The organism is Paenibacillus sp. FSL H7-0716 (assembly GCF_038002705.1).
Classification (GTDB): Bacteria; Bacillota; Bacilli; order Paenibacillales; family Paenibacillaceae; genus Paenibacillus_AQ; species Paenibacillus_AQ odorifer.
Map to the genome: position 1 here is coordinate 1 of NZ_JBBODA010000061.1, position 19,401 is coordinate 19,401.

Annotated in this window: 23 protein-coding genes; 1 reads left to right on the forward strand and 22 read right to left on the reverse strand. The window is 42.0% G+C overall.

The window, feature by feature from the left end:
* Positions 1-129 precede the first annotated feature (129 nt).
* Both MHH60_RS32450 and MHH60_RS32455 read right to left on the reverse strand, forming a co-directional pair.
* The gene (locus tag MHH60_RS32450; RefSeq protein WP_076138986.1) at positions 130-327 is read right to left on the reverse strand and encodes a hypothetical protein; all 198 of its coding nucleotides are present in this window, start codon (positions 325-327) and stop codon (positions 130-132) included.
* A gap of 113 nt (positions 328-440) precedes the next feature.
* On the reverse strand, positions 441-1,286 hold the full coding sequence (locus MHH60_RS32455; RefSeq protein WP_076138985.1) for a hypothetical protein: 846 nt from the start codon (positions 1,284-1,286) through the stop codon (positions 441-443).
* Between the two features lie 251 nt (positions 1,287-1,537).
* Between MHH60_RS32455 and MHH60_RS32460 the strand changes: the two genes are divergently transcribed.
* Positions 1,538-1,813, forward strand: coding sequence for a hypothetical protein (locus MHH60_RS32460; protein ID WP_076138984.1), 276 nt, complete (start codon positions 1,538-1,540; stop codon positions 1,811-1,813).
* 40 nt (positions 1,814-1,853) lie between these two features.
* Here MHH60_RS32460 and MHH60_RS32465 read toward each other — a convergent pair whose 3' ends face one another.
* The 20 genes from MHH60_RS32465 to MHH60_RS32560 form a co-directional block, all read right to left on the reverse strand.
* On the reverse strand, positions 1,854-2,216 hold the full coding sequence (locus MHH60_RS32465) for a phage holin, LLH family (RefSeq protein WP_076138983.1): 363 nt from the start codon (positions 2,214-2,216) through the stop codon (positions 1,854-1,856).
* A 2-nt stretch (positions 2,217-2,218) separates the two neighbouring features.
* Entirely contained in the window at positions 2,219-3,196 is a 978-nt protein-coding gene (locus MHH60_RS32470) for a peptidoglycan recognition protein family protein (RefSeq protein WP_076138982.1), read from the reverse strand.
* The gene (locus MHH60_RS32475; protein WP_076138981.1) at positions 3,193-3,585 is read right to left on the reverse strand and encodes a hypothetical protein; all 393 of its coding nucleotides are present in this window, start codon (positions 3,583-3,585) and stop codon (positions 3,193-3,195) included. Before MHH60_RS32475 ends, MHH60_RS32470 begins: the two co-directional genes overlap by 4 nt.
* On the reverse strand, positions 3,572-3,766 hold the full coding sequence (locus MHH60_RS32480; RefSeq protein ID WP_076138980.1) for a hypothetical protein: 195 nt from the start codon (positions 3,764-3,766) through the stop codon (positions 3,572-3,574). The genes MHH60_RS32475 and MHH60_RS32480 overlap by 14 nt, the downstream gene beginning before the upstream one ends.
* Position 3,767: 1 nt before the next feature.
* A complete protein-coding gene (locus MHH60_RS32485; RefSeq protein ID WP_076138979.1) occupies positions 3,768-4,067 on the reverse strand; it encodes a hypothetical protein in 300 nt (99 codons plus the stop codon).
* A 93-nt stretch (positions 4,068-4,160) separates the two neighbouring features.
* Positions 4,161-4,379: a hypothetical protein gene (locus MHH60_RS32490; protein WP_076138978.1), complete on the reverse strand. Its 219-nt coding sequence runs from the start codon at positions 4,377-4,379 to the stop codon at positions 4,161-4,163.
* Between the two features lie 48 nt (positions 4,380-4,427).
* The gene (locus MHH60_RS32495; protein ID WP_076138977.1) at positions 4,428-4,637 is read right to left on the reverse strand and encodes a hypothetical protein; all 210 of its coding nucleotides are present in this window, start codon (positions 4,635-4,637) and stop codon (positions 4,428-4,430) included.
* 16 nt (positions 4,638-4,653) lie between these two features.
* The gene (locus tag MHH60_RS32500) at positions 4,654-5,490 is read right to left on the reverse strand and encodes a hypothetical protein (RefSeq protein ID WP_076138976.1); all 837 of its coding nucleotides are present in this window, start codon (positions 5,488-5,490) and stop codon (positions 4,654-4,656) included.
* Position 5,491: 1 nt separating this feature from the next.
* Positions 5,492-6,052 (reverse strand): hypothetical protein, encoded by a 561-nt coding sequence (locus tag MHH60_RS32505; RefSeq protein WP_076138975.1) that lies wholly within the window; start codon positions 6,050-6,052, stop codon positions 5,492-5,494.
* Between the two features lie 65 nt (positions 6,053-6,117).
* The gene (locus tag MHH60_RS32510) at positions 6,118-8,166 is read right to left on the reverse strand and encodes a prophage endopeptidase tail family protein (RefSeq protein ID WP_076138974.1); all 2,049 of its coding nucleotides are present in this window, start codon (positions 8,164-8,166) and stop codon (positions 6,118-6,120) included.
* Between the two features lie 69 nt (positions 8,167-8,235).
* Complete coding sequence (locus MHH60_RS32515; protein WP_076138973.1) at positions 8,236-8,511, reverse strand: hypothetical protein; 276 nt, start codon at positions 8,509-8,511, stop codon at positions 8,236-8,238.
* 99 nt (positions 8,512-8,610) lie between these two features.
* Positions 8,611-9,342 carry a hypothetical protein gene (locus tag MHH60_RS32520; RefSeq protein ID WP_076138972.1) on the reverse strand — a complete coding sequence of 244 codons (732 nt, stop codon included), beginning with the start codon at positions 9,340-9,342 and terminating at the stop codon, positions 8,611-8,613.
* A gap of 29 nt (positions 9,343-9,371) precedes the next feature.
* Positions 9,372-10,451, reverse strand: a complete 1,080-nt coding sequence (locus tag MHH60_RS32525; RefSeq protein WP_143766817.1) for an acyltransferase family protein — start codon at positions 10,449-10,451, stop codon at positions 9,372-9,374.
* A 48-nt stretch (positions 10,452-10,499) separates the two neighbouring features.
* Positions 10,500-11,375 carry a polysaccharide deacetylase family protein gene (locus MHH60_RS32530; protein WP_076138970.1) on the reverse strand — a complete coding sequence of 292 codons (876 nt, stop codon included), beginning with the start codon at positions 11,373-11,375 and terminating at the stop codon, positions 10,500-10,502.
* A gap of 69 nt (positions 11,376-11,444) precedes the next feature.
* Positions 11,445-13,178, reverse strand: coding sequence for a polysaccharide deacetylase family protein (locus MHH60_RS32535; protein WP_076138969.1), 1,734 nt, complete (start codon positions 13,176-13,178; stop codon positions 11,445-11,447).
* Positions 13,179-13,194: 16 nt separating this feature from the next.
* Positions 13,195-13,989, reverse strand: coding sequence for a phage tail domain-containing protein (locus tag MHH60_RS32540; protein WP_076138968.1), 795 nt, complete (start codon positions 13,987-13,989; stop codon positions 13,195-13,197).
* Positions 13,986-18,509, reverse strand: a complete 4,524-nt coding sequence (locus MHH60_RS32545; RefSeq protein WP_143766816.1) for a phage tail tape measure protein — start codon at positions 18,507-18,509, stop codon at positions 13,986-13,988. Before MHH60_RS32545 ends, MHH60_RS32540 begins: the two co-directional genes overlap by 4 nt.
* A complete protein-coding gene (locus MHH60_RS32550; RefSeq protein WP_076138966.1) occupies positions 18,454-18,636 on the reverse strand; it encodes a hypothetical protein in 183 nt (60 codons plus the stop codon). Before MHH60_RS32550 ends, MHH60_RS32545 begins: the two co-directional genes overlap by 56 nt.
* A 2-nt stretch (positions 18,637-18,638) precedes the next feature.
* Positions 18,639-18,920 (reverse strand): hypothetical protein, encoded by a 282-nt coding sequence (locus MHH60_RS32555; RefSeq protein ID WP_076138965.1) that lies wholly within the window; start codon positions 18,918-18,920, stop codon positions 18,639-18,641.
* A gap of 17 nt (positions 18,921-18,937) precedes the next feature.
* Positions 18,938-19,345, reverse strand: coding sequence for a hypothetical protein (locus MHH60_RS32560; RefSeq protein ID WP_076138964.1), 408 nt, complete (start codon positions 19,343-19,345; stop codon positions 18,938-18,940).
* Positions 19,346-19,401 lie beyond the last annotated feature (56 nt).

The window sequence follows — 19,401 nt, forward strand, 5'->3', positions numbered from 1 at the left end:
TCTTGAAGACCTGCCCTTATTTTGTCTGAAGTCCGACCGCTCTTATTTTCTAGTTGTTCCATTGTTGGCATATAGCCGTGGTGCACTGACGAATGCCGCATGATCATTAGCAGTTTGCGCGCAGTGTCGCTAAGCATAACGCTGTTCCTTCACAGGTTGCCAAGCAAGTATATTTGAGACTAAAAAGACTCTGGGGGCACGTGTTGAAAGGCAAGTGGCTCGAATCCTGCTATCACGGATACCAAGAACCTCAATTTTACGCTGCGTGATTTTTCCGGTTTTATCCTCATATACGATTTCTACCGTCTGGCCGATGCATAGTTTCATGTGATCGCCTCCAAAAATAAGAACGTTTGTTTGTATTATAAATGCTATAGGAGTTTTAAAGCAACAAAAAAGTCCCCTTAATAATTTAAAGGGACTACCGATTAAAAAATAATTTAATCCGTGAAAGAAACATTAGTATATGGATAGTGAATAATGTAATTTTTCCCGGTATCCTTGAATCTTACATGTAAGGACCCGTTCTCACCCACGTTATAAAGTTTACCTATTCCATGTTTTTCATGATTAATCTGAGAACCAATTTTATGTTTAAAATGTTCAATTGCTTTAATTTTATCATTTTCTAAAAGTTCTGATATGAAAACGTCTTGATGTCCTTTTAACTCTATCCGATCAATGCGATAACTGATGCTTTTTATTGCATCGAGAAGTATAGTTGTATCCTGCCCTATTTGTTTCTTTACAGGTGTTTTGGCAGGTTCAATTCCTAGAATATTAATTAATGAATTCGTATCATTTTCTCTGTGTTCATAAGTAGCTGATAATGCATCTGTTAATTTAGTGATGGCTAACTGTACGGAATCAATCCTTAGACTTTGATCATAAGGAACATCTCTTAAATGAGAAGTATCAAACACCCTATTTGTTATTTCATCCTTAAGTAAAACAACCGGCAGATTAAATGCCTGCCTTATACCAAGTTCATACATAACGTTAGGATTTTTTGAGCTTAGATCGCAAATTGCCATATCAGCACTTACAATCTGATTTAAAATATCCAATATTATGGTATTGGTGTTTTTTGTATCGTCAGCACGTTCTGGTTTAAATCCGGCATTTATGCAAGCAGGTTTTATTATGTATTCATATACTCTATTAAAATGCCCTGGATCATAACCAGGTGTATCAGCAATTGGCATAATAATAAAGCATTTTTTCTCAGCTTCTTCAAAGGGTTCTTCACTTTTATCAAGTTTTTCAACCTTCACTTCTTCCGCCATTAATGATAATCCTCCTATCTGTTATAAAAACAGCCCTATCAGCCGAAGCCAATAGAGCTGTTAATGCCGTTTCTTTCGGACTGCACGTTTCGGTGCTTCCGACTCGTGTAAGTGGAGAATACCACGTTTGTCACATTCTGTAAATGAGAAAAAGCCCACCAGCCGAAGCCAGCTACATATTATATTTCTTGAGTAAGTATAATACCTTATTCATGAGGCCAGTAAGATTTCCCCAAAAAGGAGTAATTCTAATGGAGATAAAAAATGTTCATTTAGGCAAAACTGTTCGAGACAAAGATGAAGTGGAGTTCACCTTATTCCACGAAGGAAGGTCAGTTCGTTTTAAATGCACACGGACTGATTATGATTGGAATGTTTACTATTATGCAGTTGAAGAAAATAATTGGCTACCCAAAATAGGCAAGTTTAAAGATATTATCAAACAGGAAACTGGTTACATACTACCTATAACCCGCCACCAATTCATTGAAGAGATTTGGAAGAATAACCAAGTCAACCATCTTTAAACAACAAAAATGCCCTCCATGAGCACCGGAGGGCATTTCTTTAATTCTTCGTCAGCACCGTCGCCTTATACTTGAGATAAGCATCCTCAACAGCTGCGCGGATTTCCTTAGTGGATACCTTTATTCCTTTGGCTGCCAATTGATCTGAAGAATAGAGAAGAGCCTGCTGCAGCTTCTCTTCTCCGCCTAGATCCTTGTAAACCGTCTGAGCAAAGGCAAAACCCTCTGAGGCAATCTTGTACAGGAGTTCCCGCTGAGATACCGATAGCTTTGCATCAAACCATGAATTTGCCTTTTGTTGTAGCAACGCTACTGCTCGTAGAATTACCGTAGCCAACACACCGACAATAGCCAAAGCAATGGCAGTAATATAGGGTTGAGCTTGTTCAATAATTGGTTGCATGGTTATTTACCCTCCAATCTTGTGATGAGTAATCCAGCTGTATACAAAACCTTAAGCATCCGGTAAAAGTCATAACTTCCACCCGTTGGTGTGTCTACCAATCCCGCATCAAATGCAGCTTGTACGGCTGGTTTCGCCCATGCAGGTACTTCTTTGATTACTGACTTGTCTTCCAATGACTTGACCGCAGTAGATGTATTGAGAAGCGTTTGGCCTTGCTCTTGGATAGCCTGCTTGAGCACATCCTTGCTGTTGAGCAGGCTTATTACTGTAGCCGCCAGTTCTTTAACCTCAAGTTCCAATTCCTCAATACGCTTTTTATCCTCTATTGACAATTCGTCCACACTCCTAGTTTTTATTCTTTTCAACTCAGCAGCCACATCAGGTATAAAGCGCTTAATAGCCGCCGCCCGTGTATTACCATCTCCCCAGAACGCCGTGCCCGGACAGGTTTTGCTGGACTTCCCTGCGGCATAGTCACCTAGCCACGTACCATCTGCTTTATACCAAGCGTGATACACAATAGAGGTGATGTCTGGAGTAATGCCAAGCTTATCGCACAAACAAGCATATAGATGAATCACAGCCACTCTTTGGGCATCGGTCATGGTGTCGCCACCCTTGTCAAAATTTCCGATGATTTCTACACACAATGCCCCAGTGTTTGCCCCTGCTATTCCAGCCGGAGTCGAGTTAAGATCGCGATCTAATGAGATAGCGATCTTGCCATCTTCGAAGATTGTTATGTTCTGACCAGTTGCGCTCCAGCCGTTTGTTTTAATATGAAAATCTCGCATTCCTTCCAAAGCCTTGAAATGATCCTGCTGAGCTATGCCACCCACAACGCGACGGGTGGTATAGTTTGGAGATGATGTGTGATGGACCTGTAGCCTCCGTATAGAACGGGTAATCTTTTGATTCGCTAACCAAGCCCGAAACTCACTGCAGTCCAGCAGTAGGAAATAACCTTGTTGTTTCAACAGCCATCATCCTCCTTGTCCTTTGATTCAATTCTTTTATCTAATCGTCTCAACTGCACGAACTGATCGTAGCGTCCAGAGTGTGTCAACCATGCCAAAGAAATCAGTCCACCAGTTGTCCCAATCTGTGCAATGATCCAGCCTTCCAGTAGCCACTCAGATAATTCGGGACTGGAGAATCCAAACACGACAGATGCCCGAATTAATAGGGCGATCAGCATTTTAAAGGTGTAAGCCCCCAAGAAAAAAAGCATCGCCAGCATGAAGACACTGACGACGCCTTTTTGAAACCTATCGTGAAAATATGATCTGTGCTTGAACAAGATGTAAACCGCCGTCACAATGGCAATGACATAAAGCAGTAGCAATAAAACATCAATGAATCCCATGGTGATCCCCCTTATCGTAAACCAGGTATCGAGCAAAACGATTTCGTTCGATCTCTTCCTGTATTTCTTTTGACGACTCTTTATAACGAAGAATCGTCAGTGCCACCCGGCGAGATGCGGTTTCCATCTCTTTCTCTTTCTTTTTATGCCAGGAGAATCGTTTGATTAATTTACTCAACACGTTATCCTCCCCTATCCTGGTCATTGCCACTGGCAGCAGCATGATCTATTTTCAGTCTTTGCAGTACTTCCAGTGTCGGAGCCATAAAGTCAGCTCGCTCTTTATCCAGAATTGCCTGTAGTCGGTCGCGGTCCTCTTCAGCGCGATCTAGTAGTTCTCGCGGGACTAGATCGCCTTTCATTACTGCCCTCCACTGTAAGATCACAAAAAACAGCAGTACAAGCGCAACCAGATAAGCAAGTCCGTATTTGTCTGCTAGCGGTAACAGCTTTTCTAAGTTCGATACATCGTTACTGTTCATTCCCCCGCTCCCTTCTCTCTCTGTTTAGGATACTATCAACCTCGAATCGGTTCCGAGGGTACAAAAAAACACGCTCCATTTCGGGCGTGCCTTCTACGTTACAATTTCATCTGCTTTTCCCTCAGTCTCTTCTGACGGAGGTTCTTTAAGTTTCTGGAGATCTGCCAGTGCTTCACAAACCTTAATATCAATAGCCTCAAGGATCTCTTGGTGTCGGTTGGGATGGTGATTTAGAACGACGGAAATAATATCTACAACTTCTTGCACCGGCTGAGTGAGATCGATGGATACGCCAATATTTGTTATTCTCATATAGATTACCTCCTTACACCCAAAATAAAAGAGCCCTCATCTGAGGACTCATTGTTCTTGATTTCTTATTGTTGTCCAGCCAAACATAGGAGTGAATGTTTCAGTTTTCCCAGTAATCACATTCAATCTGACCGGAACCCTTCCACCATTGTTTTCATATTCAAACTCTAAGTATCGGTAGGGAGTTGGATAAATTAATACACTGAAGGCGAAAAGTAACAACAGAACTGCAGCTACCCAAACAATAGGTTTCTTCACAAAAGCCCTCCATTAATTAAAGATCAATGTCGAAAATTATGGTCAATCCACCTGCATCTTCATAGGCCTTCAGCACTTTTTGCATTGCTTGCTTCTGCTGTTTAGAAAGTGTCATATCATAATGACGGCTTTCTCCAGAAGATCTAATAATAACCTTCTCAGCATTTGCGATTTTCCGAACCATTTCGATGGTATCTTTATCAATGTACGTTTCGTAATACTCCCAAACCCCATTGCTGTTGTTGTCTCTTACGACTTCTGAGTATTCAGGAGTAACCTCGAAAATTTCGCCATCAGCATTAATGGTGTACTTATCAATGAAAATCCAATCATCCCCAGCATATTGGATTTTAAAACGCGGATTAGAGATAACGCCATCCTTGGACTTTGAAAAATATACATACACATCGTTCTCATCAACAAACTCGGAAGTTGACTGAGCATAGAAGAATGAGATCTCACGTACTTCATCTTTGCGCTCTCTCAGACCGGACAACGCTTGTTTAATCTCTTCTGGAGACTTGGTTGGCTCAACTTCATCTGGAGATGGCGAAGTCAACGCATCATCCACTTCATTACTAGTCTCCTTATACAGTTCAGTTGTCCAGGTTAAGACTTCCTTTGTCTTTAAATCATCCGGGTAAGCAACGTGTAGCTTGTCCCCGACAGAAAGCAAGTTATTGTATTCACCAGATTCATAATAGCCCTTCGCCTCATTATATAGGCTGTCTAGACTTTGAACAGATGATTTCACTGTCTCTGCCGGCGAGGAAACTTGATTTGTCTCAACTTTTGAAGAACAGGAAGTTAATATTGCTGCAAATAATACGACAGACAAGAATTTTCGTAACATGTTATTTACCTTCCTCTGCTTCTTGTGCATCGACCTCAGTAAGTTGCTCTTGAAGATCCGCCAACTCTTTCTCTTTTTCCAATATTACTTGCTGCTTTACTTTGATCATTTCATCGATTTTTGTTAAGGTCTCATTTTTTTGCTTCTCAGAAGGTAGCTTATTAACAGACTCTACAGATACTTCAAGTCCTTTTATCGCTCCCTGAGCACTCTTAATATCACTATCAGCAGCCCTGATCTTATACTCAAGATAACTCTTCTTTTCAGAATAATCAGAAGATTTCCCAGTGATCTCGACGGATGTTGTGTTATTTTCGCTCATGATAATCTTCTTCCCTTCCACGGTTAGCGTAGCCCCCGTCGCCTCTGAAACTGACCTAACAGGAGCATATGCCGTTCCGTTGATAATTACTGCGTCACCTATCTTCGTACCGTCCGATTTCTGAACCATGAACAATCCCTGCACTTTTGCACCAATTAACGGGGAGTTTGTAGCTGCAAATCCAATAGAACCGCCAAGCATAAGTGCAGCGGTCGTGATGATTATAATCTTCTTTTTCAATGTCTGCCCCCCAACATAGTAATATACCAAGTATATCCAAGAGTTCTACGACATGGTAGTACATTTTATGAAACAGAGAATGAGCCTCCCCAGTTAACTGCACCGGCAATGCCATGATTATGAGTTCCGAGATTAACAGTATGTGAATGGTTTGCACTTGCCTTACTTTGTATCGCTGCTCGGAGATCATCTAGTTCTGCTCTTAGTCCATTAACAAAATTAATATCGAATCCCGAAACGCTATATGCGGAATTAAAATCAAGTTGTCCTTGAAAATAGAGTCTGTTGGTCATTGCTGAGATTAGCATATCTTCTGATGACGTTACTTCAAATAGACCATCTCCACCATTGATTGCACCACTACGACTGCCGTTGGTTTGATCGAAGGTAATGGCGCTCATTCCGTACCCGGAGTTTAAATATATTCCAATACGTTGTTTACCACTTGCATCATAAGTCCGCCATCCAGTCTCATCCACCTCAAACCTCGCGCCAGCTATAGCCGTCCTTATAAGTGCTCCCGTAATTGAACCCGCGACAATATCAGAGTACTCCATTCTACTCGCCTCAATTAAACCAGTCAGTGTAATGGATCTTGCTACCACGTTCCCTGCCATGTCGACCCGGAACGGCGCGCTGTAAAAATCTGCATGCCCCGAGCTGATACCGTTGGTATTAATCTTGGTGATATTGTTTCCACTGCCGATTTCCATGCTGACGAAACTACCGAGTACACCTGCGATAACTTCAGCGGAAATTCCCCTGCCCGTCATGGCAGTTCGTGCTGTTGCCCCGCCATCCTCTGTGATGATAATCCCCCGGGATGTCATAACCATCTGAACATTCGGATGATTCACTTCCTGTAGCACGATGCCGCGACTATCGTATATAACCTCACTCTTAGATGCGTTGATATCAATAACAGCTTGCTTCGCAAACTCCTCGAAAGCCGAAGCACGAACCCGACCTCCGGATAACAGATCATTTAGAATCTGTTTGCTCCGCTCGAGATCTGCCAAAACCTGCGTATCATCCCGCATCTGATAATTGGAGAGAGTAGCAAGGCTATGTTTATCCATGGAGAAAGGATACTCCGTCAACTCCATTACTCGGCAACTGACGCGCTGCAATTCCATATCCGGGTCATAAGCATAGACCGTATCTCCTAATCTTGGTTTTTGCTCATTTGGATCAATCTTATAGATATCAGCCGCACTAACACCGATCTCAAACTCTGGCATCTCCTTCTTGCGTAGAGCCTCCCGAGTGGCTATTAGCAACTCTTCTGGATCTTCAATGTTCTGATCGATCATTTCGCCGTCATAGAAGGTGTTGATGTTATTGGCCCAGTATTGAGCATAAGGTGAGATCAGGTAATTGACAGCAATTTTGTTGTCTACGATTGCACCAGGAACGGACTGCAGAAGACTGCGCTCTTCGGTGGTCAAGAAGTCGGCAGATAAGCCGATAAATGTTCTACCTTCCTTCATCTGCGAGAACATCCGTGTTGTCAGGTTTGAATTATCATCCTTGAAGCTATCGCTAATGATATTCTTACGGATCCGGTACTCAAAGCCATCATCGCTGCCAATACGCTTGTATAGGTGAATCACAGTATTATCCGGTTCGATCTCACAACCATAAAGATTGACAGCGTCCTGCAAGGCAGCCAGCGCTGTGGTTGCTCCCCAGTCTTTCACGTCTCGGAGATCGAAAGTATTGTGTAGAACAAAGCTATATACATAACCCGTTGCGGCGCTAATTTTGTCTAGCAGCAGATTAATATGAACACCATACGCCTCATCGATATATTGATCATACGGAATCTTGAAGTCGATCATCTTAAACATGATGTGCGTACAGAGGACTTGAGCGCTGATAATCTTATTATTACGATCTCTGGCACGACTCTGGACAACATAAAATTGACCACGCTCATCTTGAACATGGCCTTTGGGTATGATCTTCTCTTTGTAATCTTCACTGGTCATCGGAACGGTGAAGGAGATTTCGTAATCGCTATTAAGCCGGCGGCGGCGCTGGACATCGGTGCAATGGACCAGCAAGCCAGTTGGGGCACGGTTGCGGTCGAAGGATTTGAGATGCTGCAGCATATTGGGGACTCCTTTCTTGGCATGAAAATACCGCACTCTCTATACAGAGGTGCGGTAGATAGGTTTGCTCTATTCCAATGTAGAATGAATTTTGTTTGCCAAATTTAGAAGTGTTGAATCATTGTGCGATCCCAGTATTTTAGGGAAGCCATCAAGATCCAGATTAACTTGTCTAGCGGTGTTGTTCTCAAATTCATAATTCATAAAACCAAATTGATTTTTAAATGATACTTTGAAGAAAAATAAATTATCATGGCTCTTTTCAGCATCTAGGGAATAATGGAAATCACTAAAATTACTCAGAATCTTTTCACCATCACCAGAAGTGCCTGTTATTTTTGTCATTTTAATAAACCCTCCTTTTAGTCTCATTCTACTATAAAAATGTATATAGTAAAAATGTGGAATTAGTGAACATTCGGGTACTATTTTAATTTATCCTATTCACAATATAACGTATAATTTTTTAATGAAAGTGTTGATGTTCTCATAGGATTCTTTCAATAAATTAAACACATTGATTCGAGTGTCTTTAAAAATAAACTCTGAGAAATCAGTGACTTTCATAAAGGTATCCGTTTCTGAAGAACTAGTAATTATTTGGCCGTCTTTTACATTGATATCTTTTTCCTGTTTGACCCCGTTAATGACGTTACCTGAAACATGAATGCTATTTTGGCCTTTAGTCCTGTATTCCACCTGAAAAAATTTCCCAGCCGTTATTCTTTGCATTGGATGTCTCTCTTGTTTCTTTTGTTCAACGTGTTTTATTTTATTTGTTAATTCACAAAAGTCGTATAACCAGTTCGATTGGCAACTAAATGGTTGAATTGACTTCATTAATTTATAGACACCTTGATTAACTAATCCAAGTCTAGGAAATGATCTCCCTAAGCTAGAATGAAAATCATTCAGAATCTTGCCATATGGAAAATAAATATTCATACGGTTTCTTTGTTCTTCAGTCTTCCCATCAATAGCCCTATAAATATTATCGTATATATCATGTGCCGCATAATCTAAACAACTTCTTAAATGTTCTAACGAAGATTTTACTTTAGGTTTCGAAATTTCTAAGATCGTTGTATCTGTAGAAGCTACATTTATTTGATTATCTAAGAATGCCAAAATATCCTGAACTTCATTTAGCAACTCAACTATGTCAGAATGTCTCACGATATCCCCCTCTATGGTACGAAATTATCTTACGGGATAAAAACCGCTGAGTGTTCTGTTGTTGCGGAGTTATTATTTACCCTTAATTTCTTTAATTTTTTTGTTACTGGCTTTTCGAATAAGTAGTAACAAGCAAATCCCCCGATAATGGCAGCAACCATAGTAACTGCAACTATAAGGAAGACAGGAACTCCAAAATTGTATAATCTAGGAGCAATCAATACCCCAAAGCCTGTTAAAACAAAAGAATGGATCAAATACAGTGAGTAAGAGCTATCTCCAATTCTTTTAATAAGAGCCGTGGTAGCAATTTTCCTGTTGTTCTCAATATTGATAAACCCCAGCATAAACAGAGCCGAAGGAATCCCGAAAGCAAACACTCTGTAGTACCCCAGAGATACCTGAATAGTCCACACAAAACTAGTAGCTAAAATCCATATAGTCCCAATCGCAACCAAGCCAAAAGAAGTCTTTAGTCCAAGCGATTTTCCTTTCTTATAGTAGAGTCCTATCAAACATCCAAAAAGAAATTCAAAAGTTATTGGACTAGTAAAAACGGTAGACCAAGCTCCTAAATCCTTTACAAATAAACCTATAAGATTCCCTAGTATAAAAATGCTTATTATAGAAGGAATAAAAAATTTTCTAGGGAACCTTAGCAAAGAAGCAAATACTAAATAGAAAAACATCTCGAAAGCAAGTGTCCATCCGACTCCAAGAACTGTGCTAACGTTTCCTGCATTGTCCTCAGAGAGAATAAAGAGATACGATAAAATCACATGCCATAAGTCGAATTTTAAGCTGCCGAACAAAGAAGGTGCAAAAATAAGAAGGACTACCATCAGGGTAGTAAATAAATAGTATGTCGGAATAATACGTACAGATCTATTTTTTAAGAACTTTAATGGGGCCTCTTTTAAACCAAACATTTCGTAACAACTGTACATCATAATAAAACCGCTAATCACAAAAAAGATATCTACGCCTACACCGCCAAATTTAGTAGCGAAAGCCTCACTATCAAGCCTCTTACTAACCATATCTTGTACATGAAAAAATACTACAAGTAACGCAGCTATCATTCTTGATGAACGAACTGACTCCAACAATTTAGTAACACATCCTTAATTTTTCAAGTCATAAAAGCTGAAATAGTACTATTTTTTAGTTAGCTTTAGGTTAGAAGCCTCTCCAAAAGTAAGTATTTTCACATTATTATCTTCTAAATATTTAATCGTCTGTTCTAAGTATTCACTGCTGAAATTTGTCTGATCGAATGAATGAGTAAGTAGTATGAGCCAACCATTCTCTGCTATACAACTATCAATTATCGGTTTTAGTTTAGAGTTAAAATCTTGATTTTTAATTAACTGGTATCTGTCTAAATACAATGCATCACTGCCAGCTAGGTTGTAGCTACCTAATGCATTCAATCCATTCTGATAATACTTCCCTGCAATCTTTTTAATCCGATCTGTTTCAGTGCCAAAATTACCCCAAGGGTACACCACAGTGTTACTTCCGATGAATCCATTGTCAACGAGCCACTTTTGACTTTCACCAAACTCAACATCGTAGCTTGAATCAGGAACACCTGCCAAATTCTCTTTAAAAACAGACGGGGTATGAGATTTTGTGTGAGATATAATTTCATACCCGTCTGATTGCAGATCAAGGAGTTGTTGCTTACTCATATAGCCTTTCGTTCCGACTTTATCTGTTATGATAGCCAGGCTACTTTTAACTCCGGCAGCATCTAACGTTGACTTCATGTTAGTCAAGAAAGCTTCTGATCCATCATCATCAACAATCGTAACAATCGCTGTTGATGGGGGAATCATTGGCTCTGAGATTGGCGCTGTTGTTGAATCAGGACTAGTAACAACTGGCAAACTTTGCTGTTCTATAACCTCTGTGTCCGGTCTATTTGTAAAAATAAATAACCCTATCAGCACCAATAAGATTACTGCTCCCGAAACAATAAATGGCATTACTTTACGTTTCTTTTTTTTTCTCTTCCTATACTCACCCATGGAAATGCCTACCTCCTATATAAAATTCCTCCTTTATACTATCATGATTTGGTAAATATTTCACAGAGTTTATACGGCACCAATGCTCACCCAAACTGACCAGGCAGGAGTTACCGGGACGGTCGTCATATCCCAATAACGGCTATACTTTTTATTACTTTGACGAATCTTGTACTCCTGATATGAAAAGACATCGCCAGCGCTATTACGATAAGTGAATAGTGTTCCAGGCAAACCCTCTGGATAACTCGCAATTGTACTGTTTGATCCGCTAATATCCGCATATTCGGTGCCGTTCTTGTAACTCATGATAGGATCGGTAGCCAACCTTTGTCCTGAAAATTGACCGGTCGTGGCTAGATCTTTCCACGCTCCCCATGATCCCGAAGCATTAGCGCCTGACCATTTTCGGTAAGAGACCGTCCCGTCAGCAACAACATATCGCTGGAACGAGTAGAAATCGTCACCGTGGTATGTTTCCAGCGTCCCACCTTGTCCCTTATAGGTATCTCCAGTATTTTGAATGTGGGTAACGGTCATCTTGTACTTTTCGTACTTTGTTATTACATCATTCATCGTGTTACCTGGGATGCTAGTGTAGATTCCTTGAATTACTTTATAAGGCACTGTTATACCGCTCCTCGCGCCATCTTTCCCAACATACAGCTTTACGTCTGCATCAGTAAACTCCCCAATGGATAAGGCATTTCCTTTCAGCTTTTCAGCCTCAGAAAACGTGAGAATAGGAACCGAAAGACTCTGAATATAGTCGATGACCGTAGCGAGGTAGGTGCCGTTAAAATTAATAGTATCGCCCGAGTGTGATCCAAGAATCAACCATCCGTTATTTGCTACCGCAGCGTCAATGATAGGTTTTAGTATTGTGGTGAAATCCTGATTGATGTTTATAAACGTCCGATTGAGATACATGTTGTCCGATGGTGAGGCGTTATGAATTCCAGTAGCGTTAACTGCATTCTTGTAATACTTCCGGGCCAATCGCTTATATCGAACTACTTGGCTACCGAAGCCGCCCCACGGATACACTAGCGTGTCAAATCCGTTGAAGCCATTATCTATGAGCCACTGTCGGCTCTCGCTATACTCCATTTCTATCGCCGAGTCTGTGACTAGGGATAAATCGTGGGTACTTGACTTAAATATTGTTTCTGCGTGCGTTTTAGAATGGCTGACGATCTCATGACCTGCATTCTGTAGCGCAATAAGTTGGGCTTTGGTCATATATCCCGAGGTTCCCACAAATCCTGTAATCGCTCCGAGCGTTGCTTTAACACCTTTCGCGTCCAAGATCGGCTGCATTCGGGTAATGAATGCGGTTGTTATATCATCATCAATAAACGTAATAACCGGACCTTGATAGTTATACGGAACGTCGATGCCCTTAATTTGCTGACCTTTCTCCGCCAACTGCGCAGTAGTAGAAAGGTATTCGGTATCTACTCTATCCTTCAATGTAGGGTAGGTTGTGCCAGAAACACTAACAGCCGCTGCTGCTGCTTGTGTACCGTCCCCACCCTCGACGATTACGTTATCAATCGTTGATTTCAGTTCATCCAAAGCATCTTTCGTATTGGATGCTCCAACAATCCCTCCTTCATAGGTCACATGCTCTGCTGAGTGGGCTTGCGTAGATAATTTGTGTTCTGTGATATCGCCCTGCGCTCCTGTGATCCTTCCTTCATGATTGTTTAAATCCGTCTGGATATCAGCGTAGTTGTCGTTGTGTCGCTGTAGGTTCACAAGGTCGAGGAGCTTGGTAATGGTTCGTCGATTAAAAATCATATCCGCACGCTCCTTTCTAAAAGAGATAATTATAGCGATATATAACTTCAACAGTGATATTCGGGCTTGTTGCCGTCACGGTGAATGTTGTCGCTCCTGGTTTAAGAACAAAGAAGACACCATTGCTGCGGGAATACGCATTCGTACCATTTAGCCGGACAGAGCATTTATCCAGGTCACTGTCTAACTCAAACACATCATTAATTCCAGCGCCGCCGGTGATGGTCAAGGTCTGGCTGCCGTCACTCATCGAAAGGTTGGTAAATGCTCCAGATATGCGGATCAGCGGGTAAGCCTCTGTCGATCCCAAATTATTAATAGTGAACGTCTGACCGCTCGCCGTAATCGGAAACGCAGAATCAGAGATATAAAAGAAGCCCTCTCCATAGGAAAGGCCCTCTCCATATTCCCTCAGCTCGGTATCCTGTATCGACTCGATCCACGGATCATCCATCTTCATGGGAATATCAATCTTCCGGTTCCCGGTCGAAGTATCAAAAGCCATGGAACCGCGATACTCGGCAACAAACCTCTTTTCAGGTATATCATCAAATATGACTATCAAAGGTCCGTTCTTAACATCAAACACACTAGCCAGCTTTGCCACAGTGCCATAATAGTCGTCACCCATGATAAATAGACCCAAGCCAATTGGTCGGGCCGAATAGGTACTACCGAAGTTCTTGACGCCGTCTCTTCCAGCAAGTTTGACAGTGTTTTCCTCAGTCTCTGGCAAGGGAGGTATATCACGGCTGACCAGCATGATGTTCAAGGTTGAGAGCCAAACACCATTCACAGATACATCATTCATCCGGACTTCACTCCCATCGTCTGTAGTCGACGGGCTGATTTCTCACGCTCGGTATATACCGTCTCAGTATCGACTCGATCCTCTAGTTTCACATCGTTTACGCTCATGTCAAAATGATTCACGATATGTGTTTCCGACTTAGATATCCCTGAGGCAGCACCGATAAGACTAGGTGTATCTAGTATCCGGAACAGTCCCCGTAACTGACTCTGATTGAATATCCCTTCACCACCATGCACGATAGCCGGCACGGCTGCACCGATCGGACCAGGAACCACTCCACCCACGTCGAAACTTTGAAGCTTTCCTGTATCCGATCTTATTCCATAGAGGTCTCTAAGCGATTGGTTCCGTGCCCCCAGTCTAGCCATTTCAGTTTTATTCCCTGTAGATTTAGCAACATTATAGAGATCTTTATTAGCATTGTATTCAGCAAGATCAATATCTTTTTGCGCAGCAGCTTTGGTTGATGCAATAGCTGCCATCTTTGAATTGTACTGAGTGACAAAAGCATCCAGATCCGTGAGGATCTGAGCATTAGCTGTACCAGCAGAAGAAACACGAAATGCTGCGATTCCAGCCTCGATTTCCTTGATGTCCTCGGAATGGTTTTCGAAGGCATCAACTAGAGCATCATACTGTCGTTCTGCCGCATCCTTCTCATCCTCATAAGCCTGTAATTGAGCTTCCTTTTCATCTTGCAAGGCATCTTTCTGAGAAGTCAGCTCTCGCTTCCGGAGGTCCCGCTCATGATCAAGAACGAATTTATCGCGTTCCTCAATAAGTTTTTTCCGTTCTTGACGACCGTCATTACCTACAGCAGAAGCCAGTAACTCAATACGAGTATTCTTCTTAGCGAGCTCTTCCTCAAAATCCACAAATTCATTCGCTTCAGCTTCCTTCGCCAACAGGTCATCGATCACTTTGATCTTATCTTCCTGCGCTGATACAAAAGCCTTTTTTCGTTCTTCAATAGCAGCAAGATCTTTTTTCCTAGCTTCTTCGATTCGCGACTTTTCAGATTTAACGAGTTCTTTAGTTAGATCTAGCGTTTTATCTGTAAGTGTTTTTCTTGCCTGATACAGTGCTTCATCCGCCTTCTCGTAAAATTCAGAATCGGTTGAGTATTTTGCCCGAAGATCAGTCCAAGCTTGTATTTTATACTTGGTCAGTTCTTCTTCTGAAGATCCGTTTAACTCGAGTCTTCTAATCTCTTGTTCGATCATTTTGGCTCGTTTATCATATAGATCTCTTTCTGCTGCTAACGTCTCAGTGGCAACTTCCTTGCGAGACTGCCTAACTTTATCGTCGGCTGTCTTGTATTCATCTGAATCCTTTTTATATCGATCACGAGTGCGGGTCCAAGCGTTCAGCTTCATTTGCGCGATTTCGAGTTCCGCCTTACCACTATCCTCCATCCGTTTGGACTCCGCATCTATCCATGTTGCCGAGAAGTCGTAACGGGATTTAGCTGAGTCCTCTCCCAGTCGCTTTAGCTGTAGTTGTAATGTTCGAGCGTCGTCTACAGATTCCTTGAGGAAAGCAGCATGCTTTTTCCGCAGCGCTTCGTACTTTTCAATCTGTTTATCAGCAGTGAGATCGTAATAGTCAGCTTGAAACTGAATTGTTTTCAGATCAGTCTCATAAGCATCCTTTCGTGCTTCAGCAGCAAGCTCAGCTGCAGTTTTACCTTTGGTTGTTTTCTCTTTCTTCTCTTTTTTCGCTTTTTCAGGTGTACTAAGATCAATAGGTGCTCCTTTGTTATTAGCACCGAGACTAAAATCACCCGATGAAAGGGAAGCCGCTGCCTTCTCGATTTCTCTTTGTTTCTCAGCGATCGCACGCTGTTCATTTGTTAGTTTTGTAAGTTCTGCTTCGTTTTGTGCTCTAGCTGTATTCGTTACAATATCAATTACAGACGGTGTCTTTCCATTCATTCGTTCCTCACCCTGTTTAACCGATTCCGCAAACGTGGATGCCTTAGCACCAGAAACAGAAGCCATAGCATCAAGTAATTTACCATAATTCTTGATTTGAGCTTCTACAGATTCACGCTGTGCTTTGGCTTCAGCAGCAAGATTATCAATCCTTGTTTGGGCGTTTCTAGCAGCATCTGTGGTTAGAGCCCTGTCTGCTGTTATCTGATCTTCGATAAAACCTATGTTCAAAACACGTATCCGTCCATCTTCTTCCTGAACAGCATTTAGTCCTGGGTATTCGCGTTTAAGTGCATTTGTAACATCAACCAACTGTTGTTTTTGTGCCTGATCCAGCTTTTGTGCAGATGATAGACTTTTAAGAGTTGCAAGTGCCGTTTCCATTGATTTGACTTTCTGGTTTTTAGCCGCTAGATCAGCAACTTCAGCTTTCTGTTCGTCAAATAAAGCTCCGATAGATTCTTTGATTGCTATATTCATTTCATTAAGTTTTTGAGTTGCAATCTCAACACCGTCGAAACCCATGCTTCTCAACTTCTCGTCAATCTCACCTAACTGTTGATTAATTTCCATGGCTTCTGACATCATTTCAGGAGTACCTGTTCCCGTATCCCATGCGGACTGGATCTCATTTATTCGCTTTTGCAATAAAGATCGTTTGTTAAGCACAGTGTTGAGTTCCTCTGTCTTAGAACGCAATTCTTCAAGTTCGTCAACACTACGATTAATAGGACTATCTCTCAAAGTATCATTAAGCGCGGCTTGTGCTTCTTTGAAATTCTCTGTAGCTTCCTTGGCCTCGTTATATTTCCCGTAAAGAAAAGCAGCGGCAGCTGATACAGCGCCAATGGCAAGAGCGACAGCGCCGATAACAGGGATACTAGCATTAGCCGCTAGAGCAGCAACTTTTACTGCATCTATCGCTTTTTTGAGAGCATAAAAGGCTGTAACTGCTCCTAGTACTAAAGGAGTAACCGTAGAAAACGCGACAATTGAGTTTTGAACACCTGGGCTTAACTCCGTGAAGCCAGTCATCAGAGACGTTACTTCTTCAACCGCTTTCCGAATCGCTGGAACAAACATATCACCAACGATGATTCCCGCACTTTCAAATGCTGCTTTCATCTGTTCTGCTGAACCGTTTAATGAATCCATTTGGGTTCCAGCTACTTGTTCAGCTGTTCCGCCAGCGTTTTGGAGGGCTTCTGTATAACCGATGAGTGTTCCTTCGCCCTGTGCAATCAGTGTTAAAAATCCAGATGCTGCTTCTCTGCCGACCAGTGTAGCAGCTACATCTGCTTGTTGTGCCTCAGTTAGTCGTCCCCAAACACTCGTAAGTTGACCGATGATGTTTGATAATGGAAGGATATTTCCTGCACTGTCTTTAATGCTTACGCCAAGCTTTTCCATATACCCAGCTGCTTCCTTGGATGGAGAAGCCAAAGCCAAAAGCATAGCCCTCAGTTGAGTTCCTGCCATTTCTCCTTTGATACCGGCATTTGATAATTCGCCGATAGCAGCAACCGCCTCTTCAAGACTAATATTCATTGCGGCTGCAACCGGAGCGATATACTTAAGAGCCATACCAAGATCAGTTACATCCGCATTGGTATCTATTGATGACTTGGCTAACACATCCGCTACCCGGGCAGTCTCCGAAGCAGCCATTCCAAATCCATTAAGTGCTGATGAAGCGATATCAGCCGTAAGGGCTAAATCAGTATTACCAGCGGCAGCAAGTGCAAGGACACCGGGCATAGAAGACAAGATGTCATTAGTCTTAAAGCCAGCTTGAGCAAGTAAAGCCTGGGCATCAGCAGCTTCAGATGCTGTGAATTTGGTTTGAGCGCCTAATTTAAGAGCCTGATCTCTTAATGCATCAAATTCTGATCCTACAGCCTGGCTGATTGCGCGCACATTTTGCATGGCTTGCTCGAAGTCTCCAGCTGTTTTAATTGCTTTCGCTATCGCAGCTCCTGCTGCAATGGACAACGCAAGATAGGCAGCACCCATTGCTTCGATCTCAATTTCTGCAGAAGTTGCGGCACTACCTAGTTCACTCATTTTTCCAATGATCTCGTCTATTACATCCGTATTCAAGCCAAGCTCTTCTAACTCATGACGAACATCTTCAAGCTGCCCCTGTAAGATTTCAGGATTAGCTTCATTTATCGCATTTTTAATAGCTTCAATATGTTTTGAGCTAGCTCCCAACTCCGATAGCTTACTGCTCAACTTTCCGAAACCGACAGCAGCCTCCGAAGATTTACTACTGAGTTGTTGAAAACCTTCTCCGGCTTTTTTAGCACTATCCTCTAAGTTCCATATTTTTTGAGCAGTTTTATCTGACGTTTCAGTGAGTCTCAAGATTGATGATTCTGTATTTACTATTTGCTCTTGGAGTTTGTTCCTTTGGCTACTATCAAAAGTTGTGTCATAAGACTGTTTGAGGCTAGCTAATTTCTTTTGTTGAATTTCGATTTTCGCATTAACATTATCCAACACTGTCGTGAGTTGCTTGATTTGCTTACTGGATGCACCGATCACCGATACTGTTAAAGGACGATTCCATCTTTTTAACATCTGAAGCTGTTTTAGTGCCTTGGTCACCAAGACCAGAAAACTCTTGTTTAACCGCCCTTAACTCCTGTTTGATGCTGTTTGCATCAGCCACTAACGTAGCTCTCAATTCTCCAAGATTACCTGCCACTATTACCCTCCTCCCTTCATCCGCACAAGCTGCGCTTGATATTGATCTTCTGCCGACATTTTCGGTTTTTCAGGCACCTTAGGCAGTGCCTGAATATAGCGATTGATGATCTGCTCTCGAACCTTCTTGTCGGTGATATGTGGGTATGATTCAATTTCAAGCTGTTCGATTACGTTAGATGCATGAGCCTGGTCTTTCAACAGCAGCATTTGCGGCAAATCAACAAAGAAGTATTCGTTCTCGATCTGCCATTGTGTCTTGTCGAGTACCGTGCAGCACCGCATCACAAATTCATCGTGAGTTAAGCCCCGGCCTGATTCATCCGCTGCGCGATTGACTGAACGAATTGCTGCATCATCGGAGGGACCAGGCCGCTCAAGTTTTTTAGGGCTGCGTTCATATCATTTTTCTTCCATGTTAAATTCAGATATTCAGTGCATTCTGCAAGACTGGCCTGCTCACTTAATTCATCTATCTCGATATCGCTGAGCAGCGATGTGAGTTCATAAATTTCATCGATCATAATTTCTGAACCGGCAACAATAAAAAGCGAGCGATCTTCCTGCGGTGCCAGAAATACTTTTACAAACAGATCGCCTATGGTTCCAATGTGATCTGTCAGCTTTTTCAAACGATTTCGGGTAAGCTTCGGAATTGATACGGTTCTATTACCGAGCTTTAGCTTCTCTTTTTTGGTAAGTGGAAACATGATTCATCCCTCATTTCTCGGAATAACGAAAAAAGGAGAAGGCATGTAGCCCTCTC

What these genes read in the sequence shown, in the direction of transcription:
- MHH60_RS32450 (WP_076138986.1), bottom strand. Translation starts at nt 327, where the DNA reads ATGAAACTATGCATCGGCCAGACGGTAGAAATCGTATATGAGGATAAA.
- MHH60_RS32455 (WP_076138985.1), bottom strand. Translation starts at nt 1,286, where the DNA reads ATGGCGGAAGAAGTGAAGGTTGAAAAACTTGATAAAAGTGAAGAACCC.
- MHH60_RS32460 (WP_076138984.1), top strand. Translation starts at nt 1,538, where the DNA reads ATGGAGATAAAAAATGTTCATTTAGGCAAAACTGTTCGAGACAAAGAT.
- MHH60_RS32465 (WP_076138983.1), bottom strand. Translation starts at nt 2,216, where the DNA reads ATGCAACCAATTATTGAACAAGCTCAACCCTATATTACTGCCATTGCT.
- MHH60_RS32475 (WP_076138981.1), bottom strand. Translation starts at nt 3,585, where the DNA reads ATGGGATTCATTGATGTTTTATTGCTACTGCTTTATGTCATTGCCATT.
- MHH60_RS32485 (WP_076138979.1), bottom strand. Translation starts at nt 4,067, where the DNA reads ATGAACAGTAACGATGTATCGAACTTAGAAAAGCTGTTACCGCTAGCA.
- MHH60_RS32490 (WP_076138978.1), bottom strand. Translation starts at nt 4,379, where the DNA reads ATGAGAATAACAAATATTGGCGTATCCATCGATCTCACTCAGCCGGTG.
- MHH60_RS32500 (WP_076138976.1), bottom strand. Translation starts at nt 5,490, where the DNA reads ATGTTACGAAAATTCTTGTCTGTCGTATTATTTGCAGCAATATTAACT.
- MHH60_RS32510 (WP_076138974.1), bottom strand. Translation starts at nt 8,166, where the DNA reads ATGCTGCAGCATCTCAAATCCTTCGACCGCAACCGTGCCCCAACTGGC.
- MHH60_RS32515 (WP_076138973.1), bottom strand. Translation starts at nt 8,511, where the DNA reads ATGACAAAAATAACAGGCACTTCTGGTGATGGTGAAAAGATTCTGAGT.
- MHH60_RS32530 (WP_076138970.1), bottom strand. Translation starts at nt 11,375, where the DNA reads ATGGGTGAGTATAGGAAGAGAAAAAAAAAGAAACGTAAAGTAATGCCA.
- MHH60_RS32535 (WP_076138969.1), bottom strand. Translation starts at nt 13,178, where the DNA reads ATGATTTTTAATCGACGAACCATTACCAAGCTCCTCGACCTTGTGAAC.
- MHH60_RS32540 (WP_076138968.1), bottom strand. Translation starts at nt 13,989, where the DNA reads ATGAATGATGTATCTGTGAATGGTGTTTGGCTCTCAACCTTGAACATC.
- MHH60_RS32545 (WP_143766816.1), bottom strand. Translation starts at nt 18,509, where the DNA reads ATGTTAAAAAGATGGAATCGTCCTTTAACAGTATCGGTGATCGGTGCA.
- MHH60_RS32555 (WP_076138965.1), bottom strand. Translation starts at nt 18,920, where the DNA reads ATGCGGTGCTGCACGGTACTCGACAAGACACAATGGCAGATCGAGAAC.
- MHH60_RS32560 (WP_076138964.1), bottom strand. Translation starts at nt 19,345, where the DNA reads ATGTTTCCACTTACCAAAAAAGAGAAGCTAAAGCTCGGTAATAGAACC.